The sequence below is a fragment of the Mesobacillus harenae genome (genome assembly GCF_013343715.1).
Lineage (GTDB): Bacteria > Bacillota > Bacilli > Bacillales > Cytobacillaceae > Mesobacillus_A > Mesobacillus_A harenae.
Window position 1 is genome coordinate 426,665 of the sequence record NZ_JABUNR010000001.1, and the last position, 13,018, is coordinate 439,682.

A 13,018-nucleotide genomic window follows, 5' to 3' on the forward strand; every position below is an offset into this window, starting at 1 on the left:
TTTTGATTTGAAATGCCAGATAAATTCCTTTTATCTTTTTTCCTAAAAAGGATTAATCATCCCGAGGATCCAATATAGTAGTTAAGTAACATACAGCTGGAGGTTCTATTTTTGGAGAGGCAGGGGGAGTTATGAACCAATTCGGCATTCCAGAGATATTTGAGCAAGATGCTCAAGGAATCGTTAAAGAAATTTATGAAGATATAAAGCTTGTATTAAAGGTACCTGTTGTGAATTTTATTTTTCGTGCACTGGCTCATTATCCCCAGTTCTTAGCGTATGCATGGGAGCAGGTTAGGCCAAATATGCTGACGGTTAATATGGAATCAGCCTCACAGCTTTTACGTGCACCAAATATAGATACCAGCATCCCTAAAATTGATTTTAGCAGGGACTATGGCCAACAGACACTTCAGTCCATTAAGAATATATTAGCTGTGTTCAGGTATGTTAATCCCAAATTACTTCTTATTGCAAGTACATGGGGAGAAAGTTTAGGTAATCGGCCTATTATTCCGCAAAAAGAAAGCTTTGGAATGATTAGTCCAGGTGTTTATGAGGAGATGCCTTCAATTGAGCTAATTCATGTTCCCAATGCTCCTCTATATTTGAAAGCTCTCTTTTATGATATTGCAAAAGAACATCACTCTTATGACGTTGCCAGTGATTACCGGGCATTGGCGCGTTATCCCAGGTTTCTAGAAATCGTATGGTCGTATTTGAAAGTATATATTAAAAGTGATGAATATATCATTCTTAAAAGAAATCTGCTAAATAAATCCGTATCACTAGTCCATCAGCAGATGCCTTATCCTGTCAAATTCAGCAGCAATCTAACCAAAGCTGCTATTCCCTCTCAAATGGCGGGGATTATGGGATTAGTCTCTTATTTTCAGAACTTTCTCCCTGGTCTAATTATTGAGATGGAAATTATTAATAAGATGTTGAATGGCTAATTCCTACACATTAACATTTTTTGAATAATATAAGACGTTAAGAACAGGGAATTAGATTTTCCATACAGGGGGACGCTTTCCGCAGAAGAATCAAGAACGGATTTTTTAGTAGATAGGTAAATATATAATTATCCTGATTAATAAAAAAGGCACCGAGAATAATCCCGGTGCCTTATGGCTGTTGATGTTAGACTAGCTTTCTATTTTAACAGGCTTCTTCGCAAGCAACGAGCATAAGATTCCTAGTGCCGGAAACAGGAGTGTAGCAAGCAAAATTTCCTGATATCCTCCAAATAGATCAAAAGCAAACCCAAAAGGAAGAGGTCCTAACGCTGACCCAAGTACCATTACTGTCATAGCACTTCCTTTTATACTTCCTAGAGCCATTCTCCCAAAATAACTGGGCCAAACATAGTTCAGGGCGATCCGTTCAAACCCATTGCTTACTCCCCAAAGAATTCCGAAAATGATAGCCATAAAGGTTGAGTTTATAAACAATAAAAATACAACAAAAATAATTTCGCCTGCAAAAATCCCTGCCAATATGTAATTTACTTTTACACGGTCTAGAATAAATCCAGCCGCCAGGGAAATGGGGAAGCCTACAATTGCCATCAAACTAAGGACAATTGCAGCTGTTCCGGCCGTTAACCCGGTTTCCTTAAATATTGAAATAAGGTGAAACGTCAACCCTGTGTTAACTAATGCTGGAATGCTGACACAAACAAGCAGGAGCCAAAAGGCGCTCGTCTTTTTTGCTTCTTCAAGCGTCCAGTTAATTTCCAAAGCCTTTGGCTGAAAACCAGGAAACTGAGTATCAGCTGGGTGTGTTTGATCTCCATCTGGAAGCAGTCCCACGTCTTCAGGTTTGTTGCGAATCAGGAAGAATGCTAATGGAACGAAAATGACAAGAAGCAATATTCCCCAAAGCCTCCAGGAGAAACTCCAGCCCCATTCAGTAACCAGCCATGCATTCAGCGGTGGGAAGGCCGCAGAGCTGGCAAATCCGCCGATCGCCATTAAGCTTAGTGCTTTCCCCCGTTTTACGATAAACCATTGAGGAACAAGTGTATTGGGAATAAGTGTCATGGAGCCTTGGCCTAATAATCGAAGTAAGAAAAATCCAATAAATAACATAGCGATGTTTGTTACAATGCTGTTCCAGAAGCAGGCAAGAGCCAGGCCAAGGCCTACAAAAACAGCCATTTTTCTTTGGCCATGAAAGTCGATAAACCGGCCCACAAAAAACATGCATAGACCTGCTGCAAGAGTTGCGGCAGAATAAATACCTGAAACTTGTGAACGGCTCCAGCCAAAGTCTTTAATATAGGAATCAATAAAGACGGAGACAGAATAGGTCTGTCCGGGGCCGGAAAAAAACATTCCTAGACCTGAAATAAAAACGATAACCCACCCATAATAAAAGGGTGTCTGCAACGGGACTGCCGCTTGTGCTTGTGCTCTCATAGATCGTACCTCCCTGCTAAGCATAGCAAAAAGGTTTTTCGGTTGTCTAATTATTTTAATCGGGGAAGTACCTTTTTAATATAGCTAAATCTTAGACCTGGTCAAGACTTTTGCCCTTGATGATTCCGCTCCCCTGACAGTGGAAGCAAGCCTCTTTTACATTAGGAAAACGAATAAGCAAATATCCTTTTCCAGAGCAATTCGAACATGTTTGTTCTGCAGACATATTATCTCCTCCTTACTGTTTACTCCGAAGCAAAAATAGAACCGTTACTTTATATCCTTTCTATTTAAGTGTTATCTTATCCATCTGGGCCTCTCTTTTAGTCTGCAAAACGATTGCGGGAATTGGTGATTGGGGTTAAGATCTTAAATCCTTGCTGATGCGGTGGAGAGAATGCTGGGAACGGCCTTCCATGATATTGCCTTTTCCACTGCATCTCTTGCATTTTTTATTCCAGCGCAAACCTTTAATTAAAGGCATTTCACCAAGCCCTTTGCAATTTAGGCAAACTAACTTAAAGGACATTCTATCCCTCCATCTGTCGTTTCTAATATGGGGAAGAAACGGGGTAAAAATGTCTGAAATTAATCCGTTTGAAGCAATTAATGCTTTACAATAAATGAAAAAACAGCTGTCATTCGAGGGGCTAAAGAGGATCCACCGATTTATTATATGTTCGTTAATACGGGGAAGTTAGAGTTTTTTTAGGTACCTCATTTAAAGATGTATATTGCTGTACTATAGTAAAGATTCGTTAAATAGAGTATTTTTTCGCCTAATCTGGATTATACGGTCTTTTTATTGAAAAGATGTTTAGGGATTTAATTTCGAGTTAAAGAGGTAAGGTGAATTGTTTGGTTTTCTTGAAGAAAAAATTCATGGTTTTTCTTAAGCTGTACACATTAAACCTATAAAGGGGGGATCTATTTTGGAAGATATGACTTATTCCGAATCATGGTTTGGCAATATAAAAGGGGACATCCTCTCAGGTTTGGTTGTTGCTATTGCTTTAATCCCAGAAGCGATTGCGTTTTCGATTATTGCCGGGGTGGATCCGATGGTTGGCTTATATGCATCATTTACAATCTCAGTCGTTATTGCATTTGTCGGAGGCAGGCCAGGGATGATTTCCGCTGCCACCGGCGCAATGGCTCTTCTCTTTGTTGATTTAGTGGCCAGGCATGGACTTGAGTATCTGTTAGCGGCAACCATTTTAACAGGTGTCCTGCAGATTCTATTTGGCGTGTTCAAGCTAGCCCGTTATATGAAGTTTATCCCTAGATCCGTAATGGTAGGGTTTGTTAATGCACTAGCTATACTAATATTTACCTCACAGCTGGGCGTTTTCGCAGGGGCTACGTGGCATGTGTATTTACTAGCGGCTGTCACATTAGCAATAATTTATCTGTTTCCTTACATAACTAAGGCGGTTCCTTCCACTTTAATCGCGATTGTTTTTATGACTGGGATTGCAATCTTTATGAACATTGGAGTAATGACAGTTGGCGATATGGGGAACTTAAGCCAAACGCTTCCCATTTTTCTTCTTCCGGATATCCCTTTAACACTGGAGACGATAGGAATTATTCTCCCTTATTCACTTGCTCTAGCGCTGGTCGGTTTGCTTGAATCACTTTTAACAGCGACGATCGTCGATGATATGACGGATTCAGAGAGCAATAAGGATACGGAAAGTAAAGGACAAGGGATCGCCAATGTTGTAACAGGATTTTTTGGCGGCATGGCCGGATGTGCCATGATTGGCCAATCGGTCATTAACGTAAAATCGGGTGGAAGCAGACGGCTTTCCGCTTTAGTTGCTGGCGTATTCTTAATGTTGTTGATTGTGATGTTTGGTGATATCGTGGTTCAGATTCCAATGGCTGTTCTTGCTGGGGTTATGATTATGGTATCGATCAGCACCTTTGACTGGAACTCAATAAGAACACTCCACCTATTGCCAAAAACAGATGCAATTGTTATGGTAGTAACTGTATTGACTGTTATTTTTACCCATAACTTAGCTATAGGAGTTTTTACCGGAATCCTCTTGAGTGCCATTTTCTTTGTGTCAAAAATATCTCAAGTTGAAGTAACGAGCACGATGGTTGATAACACACGTGTCTATAAGCTGAGAGGCGAGCTGTTTTTCGCATCTGTCACAGAATTGATGAAAAAATTTGATTACAAAGAGGAAGTTGATTCTGTAGAATTAAATTTAAGTCGGTCGCATCTTTGGGATGATTCTGCTGTCGCAGCTATTGATAAAATTGTGAATAAATTTGAAGAGAACGGAATAAAAGTGCTTGTAACAGGAATGAACGAGGAAAGCTCAGAGCTTTCTGCAAAACTGGCCAACAAATTAGGTTCTCATTAATGAAGAGGTGATTGGGAATGTATAAAAAAATTCTTCTTGCAGCAGATGGCTCTGACCATTCAAAGCGAGCAGCCGAACATGCAATTACAATGGCAAAGTGCCAGGAAGGCTCAAAAATTTTCATTGTTTATGCAGTAGACGGAGACAGTTCTAAATCAGATGTACTGAGCAATTGGAATTCTGCGAATATTAATGATAAGCGCAAAGAGCGCCTTAAGGACATTGAGGCCCAAGCAAGAGAGTCGGGTGTGCAGTTTGAGATAAAAATTCTCCATGGTGAACCTGGTCCCGCGATTGTGGAATTCACAAATAAAAATCAGTTTGATGTAGCTGTAATTGGTAGCCGTGGGCTTAATTCGCTTCAGGAACTTATGTTAGGAAGTGTAAGTCATAAAGTAGCTAAGCGGGCGAACTGCCCGGTTATGATTGTAAAATAACACTTGAAGGCCAGTGATTGACCGAAATCAACTTACTATTAATGGGGAGTCTATGGCGAAGCTCTCCTTACATCATTAATTGAGATTTTACATAATATAAAAAACACACTAGTCCAATTGCCTAGTGTGTTTTTGTATTATTCACTCTGCAAAACGTTGAAATACCGTGCTTCAGGGTGGGAGAATACGATTGCGGTTACGGATGCTTCAGGCTCCATCATGAATCCGTCGGTCAGCTGGATGCCGATGTCTTCAGGAGCGATGAGCTGAAATAGCTTTTGTTGATCTTCAAGCTCTGGACAGGCCGGGTAACCAAAGGAAAAGCGCTGTCCCATGTATTTGGCAGAGAAACGATCTTTCATTGTCATGCTCACAGGGTCTGGAAACCCCCAACGGTCGCGCATTTGGCGATGTATAAGCTCTGCTAAACCTTCAGCAGTTTCCAGGGCAAGTGCCTGCAAGGCGTGACTCTCAAGAAAACGGCCTTCCTTTTTAAGCTGATCGGCAATTTGGCGAACTCCCTTTCCAGCAGTTACTGCGAACAATCCTACATAGTCTATTTGTTCATCTTCGACCGGACGTAAATAGTCCGCGAGACAAAGCCCCTGGTTCGATTCTTGACGGGGAAAGTCAAAGGTTTCGATAACTTTTCCATGGTCGCAAGGATCATAAATATAAATTGTATTTCCCTGTGACTTTGCCGGGAAAAACTGATACACGGCAGCAGGGGATATCCATTTGTTAGCTTTGGCTTCCTTGATTAGAGATTGTACGGTCTCATGGACTTGTATAGCTTTTTCATTTCCCTCTGCTAGAAGCCGATCGATTTTTCCTTTTACCCCCAGATGGTGCCCAATGAGCATTTGCTGGTTAATATAAGGTTCGATATGTGCCAGCGAGTAGGATTTTAACAGATGGCGCTTTGTATCTTCAGGTACATATACAGAGGCAATCGCTGGTGTCCGCTGCCGTTCAAGCACAGCTGTAGCACTGCGTCTCTGCGGGGTAACTTCACGCAGCTCAATACTGGCTGCCAGTTTTTCCTTTTTCTCAGCAATGATTTTTTTCTGTTGAACAGGATCGCGAAGCTGGTTGGCAAGATCCAACCCGTTCATGGCGTCTTTCGCATATAAAACTAAACCGCTGTATTCCTGGGCAATTTTATTTTCTGTGAATTTCCGGGTGAGGGCAGCACCACCGACTAAAATAGGGATTTCAATTCCAGCCTGTTTCATATCGTGAGCTGTAATGACCATTTGCTGTGCTGACTTTACCAGTAGTCCTGATAGTCCAACGATATCAGGCTTTTCCTTTTTAACAGCTTCAATCAAACTAATTGGATTGACTTTGATTCCTAAGTCGATAACTTGATAGCCGTTGTTGCTTAGGATAATCTCAACAAGGTTTTTCCCGATATCGTGGACATCCCCCTTAACAGTTGCCAACAGAACTTTTCCTTTTGAAGAGGACGTTTCATTTTTCTGCATATGGGGTTCGAGATGGGAAACAGCTGCTTTCATAACTTCTGCACTTTGAAGTACCTCTGCAACAATAAGCTGATTGTCATTGAAAAGCCGGCCGACTTCTTTCATTCCTGTCATGAGCGGACCATTAATAATATCAAGCGGGGCCGGATAACTAGCCAAAGCTAGATCAAGGTCTGGAAGGAGTCCTTCTTTCGTTCCCTCGACAACATAGTAGGCGAGCCGCTCTTCAAGGGATAAATTGAGACCCGTGCTTTTTGCTTCTTTCTTTTTCCCGCGGTAAAACTCTGTGAATTTAGCTAATGATGCATCTGTTGTATCAAAAAGGAGATTCTCCGCCATGGCGACTTCTTCCGCTGAGATTGAGGCAAACCGTTCCAGCTTTTCTGTATTTACGATTGCATAATCCAGACCAGCCAGCGTGCAATGGTACAGGAAAACAGAATTTAAAATTTCTCTGCCGACAGGAGGGAGGCCGAACGAAACATTGCTAATTCCAAGAATTGTCTGAGTTTCAGGAAATGCTCTCTTGATCAGCTTGATTCCTTCCACAGTTGCCTTGGCTGACCCGATGTACTGTTCATCACCAGTCCCAACTGGGAAAACGAGTGGGTCAAAGATAAGGTCCTGGGGCGGAATTTTGTATTTATTCACGAGCAGCTCATACGAACGTTTAGTGACTTCCAGCTTTCGTTCAGCAGTGACGCCCATCCCGATTTCATCTATCGTTCCAACAACAATAGCACCCCCATACTGGTGGATAAGCCGCGAAACGGATTCGAATTTAGCTTCCCCATCTTCCAGATTGATAGAATTTATGACCGCTTTGCCCTGGGAATATTTCAATGCTATTTCAATGACGGCATCATCTGTAGAATCTATGACAAGCGGGACTTTCACTTTTTTAACAGCCTCTTTTATAAACTCTTCCATATCCTGCAATTCATCGCGGTCTGGATCGGCAAGGCAAATATCGATGACATGGGCTCCATTTTTCACTTGAGCTCTTGCTACTTCAGCTGCTTCCTCATATTTTGCTTCGGATATGAGCCTTTTGAATTTTCTTGAGCCGATTACATTCGTTCGTTCACCAACCATAATCGGCCGTAATGTTGGATCATCATAGATAAAGGGTTCAATTCCAGAAACCATATGATGGGTTTCTGGCTGTGTTTTCCTTGGTGTGAAGTGCTTCATTTTTTCAGTAATTGCCTTTATATGGTCAGGAGTAGTCCCACAGCAGCCGCCCACAATGTTCAGCCAGCCTTCATTTGCAAAGCCTGAAAGTTTTTGGGCGAGTGACTCGGGTGTCTCATGATAGTTTCCTTCTTCATCAGGAAGTCCTGCATTGGGATAACAGCTTACAGCACAAGTAGCCAGGCTAGAAAGGGAACGCAAATGATCCTGCATAAATTCAGGTCCTGTTGCACAATTCAGCCCGACAGCAATAGGGTTCATATGCTTGATCGAAATATAAAACGCTTCGATCGATTGGCCAGCCAATGTCGTGCCCATTGGTTCAATGGTCGCTGAAATCATAAGTGGCACTTCTTTATTTCGTTTTACAAATGCCTGACGGATTCCAATGTATCCTGCTTTTACATTCAAGAGGTCCTGACTCGTTTCGAGAAGGAGGAGGTCGACATCTCCATCAAGTAGACCAAGTGCCTGTTCCTCGTAGGCTGCCGCCAGCTGATCGAATGTGGCACCCCCTGTCACGCTTAGCGTTTTTGTCGTTGGTCCGAGGGATCCCGCTACAAACCTCGGCCATTCTAGGGTTGAGGCCTGATCGGCGGCTTTCCTGGCAATTAAGGCGCCAGCTTTATTGATTTCATAAGCGTCTTTTCCAAGGCCGTACTCATCCAGAACAAAGCTTGCTCCGCCGAACGTATTTGTTTCGACGATGTCGGCACCTGCTTTAAAGTATTCATGGTGAATACGCTCGATAATATGCGGGGCAGTATGGTTAAGAATTTCATTGCAGCCTTCATATTCCTCTCCGCCAAAATCTTCAGCAGTTAAGTCGGCCTGCTGGAGCATGGTGCCCATGGCTCCGTCCATAATCAGAATTTTTTTGTGTAACTGCTCATTTAATGATAATTTCGGCATGCTGTTTCCTCCTCAAAAGGCGTTCATTGTAGATGCGGGCATATTTGGCAAGTTCTACTGTCATCTCATAATTCATAAAAGGGGTAATTAAGTAGATACCGTTAAAAAGGTTTGCTGCCGCTTCGATCAGTGATTTTGTAATCGCAATTCCTTCACGTTTGGACTGGACTGGATCACCTTTCAGGGTTTCCATCCGATCGAGGATATCTTGAGAGATCTTGATGCCTGGTACTTCATTATGAAGAAATTCCGCATTCCTGCTTCCAGTCAAAGGCATGAGGCCAATATAGATCGGCGCACTTATATGCTTTGTTGCTTCATGTATTTCAAGGAGAAGTTTCTCAGAATAGACTGGCTGGGTTATAAAATAATCCGCACCACAGCTGATTTTCTTTTCCATTCTTTTTACGGCTTTTTCCAGTGAGCGCACATTTGGATTAAACGCCGCCCCGACTGAAAAGACTCCCTTCTGGCCTAAATCTTTTCCAGAATAAGATAAGCCCTCGTTAAATTGTTTAATCATTTCAATTAGCTCAAAAGAGGAGACGTCAAATACCGATGAAGCCCCTGGGAAGTCACCGACCCGGGCCGGATCCCCGGTTATAGCAAGAATGTCGTGCAGCCCGAGAGTATGTAAACCCATCAAATGCGATTGAAGACCTATCACATTACGATCCCGACACGTGATATGAACGAGCGGGCGCATGCCGATTTCTGTTTTGACTAAATGGCCGATTGCCGAGTTTGATATACGCGGCGAGGCAAGGGAGTTATCAGCAAGGGTCAGAGCGTCGATGCCCGCTGCCTTTAAAGCTTTAGCGCCTTCAAAAAAACGGTTTGTACCAAGCTTGCGAGGCGGGTCAAGCTCCACAATAATAGACGGGCGTTTCTTGACAATCTCCTGTAATGGAAGTTCGATCCGTTTGACTGAAGAAGAGCCCGCAAGAATTCTTTGCTTTTTATATATCACCTTTTTGCTTGTGACAGGAACGGCTCCTTTAAGGACACTGGAAAAAGCACGTATATGTTCCGGTGTGGTCCCGCAGCACCCTCCAATAAGCCGGATACCCTGGTCTCTAAAGCTTCGGGCAGATTTGCGAAAATAGTCTGCGGAACCTTCATAATGGTATTTTCCATCTGTAAAAGAGGGCAGTCCAGCATTTGGGTAAGCAGATAAGAAAGCCTTGGATGGCAGTTCCACTTCTTCAAGGGATGCGATCATATGGTGGGGTCCGAGGCGGCAGTTAAGTCCGACCACATTAGCGCCAAGCACCTCCAGCCGTTTCAATGCCTCATCCACTGGAGTCTGATCCTGGGTAATTCCAGGTTCCTGCAAAGATATTTGAGCAACGATCGGTAAATCAGTTTCTTTGCGGGCGATCTCTAATATAGTCTCGATTTCTTCGAGGTCATAGTAGGTTTCTAATAGGAGGCCGTCTACACCTTCAAGCAAAAGGCAGTAGAGCTGCTCTCGAAAACTCCGTTTGATTTCTTCCATTGAAATTTTATTCGGATTAATTCCGCGGCTGCCGCCAATTGTCCCGAGTATATACGTGCTAGTGTCTGCCGCCTGGCGTGCGAGTTTGACGGCGCGACTATTAATCTCTTTGACAGAATCCTCAAGCCCATAACGCTGTAATTTTAAATAATTGGCTGCATAAGTATTGGTCTGGATAATATCGGCACCTGCTTGGATATAGGCTCGGTGAATTTTACTGATATCTTCAGGATGGGAAAGATTCAATTCCTCGAAACAACAGTCGGTTCCATATGAATAAAGGAGGGTGCCGATTGCTCCATCAGCGATTAAAATTTCATTCTTCATTTTATCCAGGAAACTCATTTTAACCCTCCTTGCTGGACAGGCAGAAGTGCATAGTCAAATGCTGCAGCAAAATCTTGGATTAAATCTTCAGGATCTTCAAGTCCTGCTGAAAGACGAAGCAAACAGCTGCTAATACCCCGGCTTTCTCGCTCCGCCGATGGCATAGCAGCATGGGACATTTTTGCAGGATAAGACAAAATCGATTCAACTGCGCCAAGGCTTACAGCAAATACAGGAATTTTGACATGCTGGATAAAATCTTTTAGCAGCTGTTCACTTTCCAGTTCAAATGACAGGACTGCACCAGCACCCTCGGCTTGCTGGTTCTGCAAATCGTATTGAGGGTGACTTTTCAAACCAGGATAGTGAACGGCTATTACGGAGGGATGCCCGGACAAGTAATCTGCCAATCTAGCAGCATTTAATTGGGATTGCCTAAGCCTGACTGATAAGGTTTTGATGCCTCTCATAACTAGCCAGCAATCCTGCACTCCCAATACAGCCCCGAAAGAGTTTTGCAGGAAATACAGTTTTTCGGCAAGCTTTTTATTTTTTACAACGGCGAGGCCTGCAAGGGTATCGCTATGTCCGGACAAAAACTTAGTGGCGCTGTGCAGGACGACATCTGCTCCCAGCAGAAGCGGCTTCTGCAAGTAGGGAGTCATGAATGTGTTATCAACGAACGTATAGGCTCCGTGCTGTTTTGCTAACGTGCTGACTGCCCTAATATCGGTCACTTTCAATAAGGGATTGGAGGGTGTTTCAATATAGAAAACCCTTGTATTTGGGCGGATCGCCTGCTTGATTGCATTTAAATCCGTCATATCCGTAAAGGTGTGCTCTATCCCGAACCGATTTAGCACCTCCGTTACCATTCTGTAGGTTCCACCATAAACATCTTCGCTGATCACGACGTGGTCGCCTTGGGAAAGGAGCAAGAATGCAGTGGAAATCGCAGCCATGCCGGAGGAAAAGGCGAAGCCCCGAGTTCCACTTTCCATTTCAGCAATAATTTCCTCTAGCGCTTCCCGTGTCGGATTTAAACTGCGGCTGTAATCATATTTGCCAAATTCCCCAGAGGATGTTTGATGAAAGGTGGACGCATGCTGCAGCGGTACTGAGACACCTCCGGTTACCGGATCGAATTTCTGATTATTATGCAATAGTCTTGTTTCAAAAGAAAATGGACGGTCACTCATTAGATCGCCTCCTTCTGGGCCTTAATAAAAGCCTGCGATAAATCTTCGATTAAATCACTGGGATCCTCAATTCCGACAGAGAAGCGGAGAAGCTTGGAACAAATCCCGTTTGCTTCGCGAATTTCTACAGGGATATCCGCATGTGTTTGGGTTGCTGGGTAAGTGATAAAGCTTTCAACTCCGCCAAGGCTTTCTGCGAAGGTAATCAACTTTAAGCTCTTTAGAAAAGGATTGACCCATTCTGCTCGCTTTACCCGGAATGATAACATCCCGCCTCTTCCCGGATAGAGAACCGTTTCAACTGCCTCATTATCATTAAGGAAATCGGCCAGCCGGGAGGCATTCTGTTCGTGCCGTTCCATTCTAAGGGCAAGAGTTTTCATTCCGCGAATTAGGAGCCAGGAATCAAACGGGCTTAAAACTGCGCCTGCTGAATTATGGTGAAAGGCTAAGGACTGGCCCAGCACCTCACCTCGTGAAACAATTAAACCTGCGAGCACATCATTATGTCCCCCAAGATATTTAGTTGCACTATGAACAACAATATCTGCACCTAGGAGGATTGGCTGCTGGAGCAGGGGAGTATAAAATGTGTTGTCGACAACCAGCAAGATGTTCTTATTTTTTATTAGAGTAGCAATGGCTTCTATATCAGCTTGTTCCATAAGCGGATTGGTAGGAGTTTCGATGAAAATAGCTTTTGTCTGGCTGCTTATTGCGGCGGATACTTCATCAAGATTGGACATGTCAATATAGTGGCAGGTAAGTCCCCATTTTTTAAAGCCACTCTCTAGGAGGCGATAGGTTCCTCCGTATAAGTCCCTTGAGACGAGCCATTCATCGCCAGACTCAAACAGCGACAGGATTGTAAAGATCGCTCCCATTCCAGAACTGCAGGCGAAACCTCGATCCCCTCCTTCGAGATCAGCAATGGCTTTCTCTAAAATATTACGTGTCGGGTTTCCAGTTCTGACATAATCGTAGCCAGTTGATTGGCCAATACCTTCATGTCTATAGGCAGTTGTTAAGTAGACAGGAGGACTTACCGTTCCTGTGGTTGTATCACTTCGATTTCCAATTTGCGCTAGTTTTGTAGCTGCTTTTTCCATCCTGATCACTCCTTAATTGGAATTGCTCTAACATTCCAGGTTGTTTAGAAC

The 13,018-nt window shown here is 43.3% G+C and carries 9 protein-coding genes; 3 read left to right on the forward strand and 6 right to left on the reverse strand.

Features of this window, described 5'->3' with window-relative positions; genetic code table 11:
• Positions 1 to 131: 131 nt before the first annotated feature.
• Positions 132 to 956 (forward strand): halocarboxylic acid dehydrogenase DehI family protein, encoded by an 825-nt coding sequence (locus tag HRJ06_RS01915; RefSeq protein WP_174727882.1) that lies wholly within the window; start codon positions 132 to 134, stop codon positions 954 to 956.
• A gap of 192 nt (positions 957 to 1,148) precedes the next feature.
• Here HRJ06_RS01915 and HRJ06_RS01920 read toward each other — a convergent pair whose 3' ends face one another.
• Both HRJ06_RS01920 and HRJ06_RS23425 read right to left on the reverse strand, forming a co-directional pair.
• The gene (locus tag HRJ06_RS01920; protein WP_174727886.1) at positions 1,149 to 2,423 is read right to left on the reverse strand and encodes an MFS transporter; all 1,275 of its coding nucleotides are present in this window, start codon (positions 2,421 to 2,423) and stop codon (positions 1,149 to 1,151) included.
• Between the two features lie 91 nt (positions 2,424 to 2,514).
• A complete protein-coding gene (locus HRJ06_RS23425) occupies positions 2,515 to 2,649 on the reverse strand; it encodes a hypothetical protein (RefSeq protein ID WP_277874646.1) in 135 nt (44 codons plus the stop codon).
• 715 nt (positions 2,650 to 3,364) lie between these two features.
• On the opposite strand from HRJ06_RS23425, the gene HRJ06_RS01925 reads away from it, so the two are divergent.
• Together HRJ06_RS01925 and HRJ06_RS01930 are read left to right on the forward strand one after the other, a co-directional pair.
• The gene (locus HRJ06_RS01925) at positions 3,365 to 4,804 is read left to right on the forward strand and encodes a SulP family inorganic anion transporter (RefSeq protein ID WP_174728150.1); all 1,440 of its coding nucleotides are present in this window, start codon (positions 3,365 to 3,367) and stop codon (positions 4,802 to 4,804) included.
• A 17-nt stretch (positions 4,805 to 4,821) separates the two neighbouring features.
• Entirely contained in the window at positions 4,822 to 5,241 is a 420-nt protein-coding gene (locus tag HRJ06_RS01930) for a universal stress protein (protein ID WP_174727889.1), read from the forward strand.
• A gap of 137 nt (positions 5,242 to 5,378) precedes the next feature.
• Here HRJ06_RS01930 and metH read toward each other — a convergent pair whose 3' ends face one another.
• From metH to HRJ06_RS01950, 4 genes are read right to left on the reverse strand one after another with little or no spacing between them, the layout of a single operon-like run.
• Entirely contained in the window at positions 5,379 to 8,834 is a 3,456-nt protein-coding gene (gene metH, locus HRJ06_RS01935; protein WP_174727892.1) for a methionine synthase, read from the reverse strand.
• Complete coding sequence (locus HRJ06_RS01940; protein ID WP_174727897.1) at positions 8,812 to 10,677, reverse strand: bifunctional homocysteine S-methyltransferase/methylenetetrahydrofolate reductase; 1,866 nt, start codon at positions 10,675 to 10,677, stop codon at positions 8,812 to 8,814. Before HRJ06_RS01940 ends, metH begins: the two co-directional genes overlap by 23 nt.
• On the reverse strand, positions 10,674 to 11,858 hold the full coding sequence (metC, locus tag HRJ06_RS01945; RefSeq protein WP_174727900.1) for a cystathionine beta-lyase: 1,185 nt from the start codon (positions 11,856 to 11,858) through the stop codon (positions 10,674 to 10,676). Before metC ends, HRJ06_RS01940 begins: the two co-directional genes overlap by 4 nt.
• Positions 11,858 to 12,967, reverse strand: coding sequence for a methionine biosynthesis PLP-dependent protein (locus HRJ06_RS01950; RefSeq protein ID WP_174727902.1), 1,110 nt, complete (start codon positions 12,965 to 12,967; stop codon positions 11,858 to 11,860). Before HRJ06_RS01950 ends, metC begins: the two co-directional genes overlap by 1 nt.
• Positions 12,968 to 13,018 lie beyond the last annotated feature (51 nt).

What these genes read in the sequence shown, in the direction of transcription:
- HRJ06_RS01915 (WP_174727882.1), top strand. Translation starts at nt 132, where the DNA reads ATGAACCAATTCGGCATTCCAGAGATATTTGAGCAAGATGCTCAAGGA.
- HRJ06_RS01920 (WP_174727886.1), bottom strand. Translation starts at nt 2,423, where the DNA reads ATGAGAGCACAAGCACAAGCGGCAGTCCCGTTGCAGACACCCTTTTAT.
- HRJ06_RS23425 (WP_277874646.1), bottom strand. Translation starts at nt 2,649, where the DNA reads ATGTCTGCAGAACAAACATGTTCGAATTGCTCTGGAAAAGGATATTTG.
- HRJ06_RS01925 (WP_174728150.1), top strand. Translation starts at nt 3,365, where the DNA reads ATGACTTATTCCGAATCATGGTTTGGCAATATAAAAGGGGACATCCTC.
- HRJ06_RS01930 (WP_174727889.1), top strand. Translation starts at nt 4,822, where the DNA reads ATGTATAAAAAAATTCTTCTTGCAGCAGATGGCTCTGACCATTCAAAG.
- metH (WP_174727892.1), bottom strand. Translation starts at nt 8,834, where the DNA reads ATGCCGAAATTATCATTAAATGAGCAGTTACACAAAAAAATTCTGATT.
- HRJ06_RS01940 (WP_174727897.1), bottom strand. Translation starts at nt 10,677, where the DNA reads ATGAGTTTCCTGGATAAAATGAAGAATGAAATTTTAATCGCTGATGGA.
- metC (WP_174727900.1), bottom strand. Translation starts at nt 11,858, where the DNA reads ATGAGTGACCGTCCATTTTCTTTTGAAACAAGACTATTGCATAATAAT.
- HRJ06_RS01950 (WP_174727902.1), bottom strand. Translation starts at nt 12,967, where the DNA reads ATGGAAAAAGCAGCTACAAAACTAGCGCAAATTGGAAATCGAAGTGAT.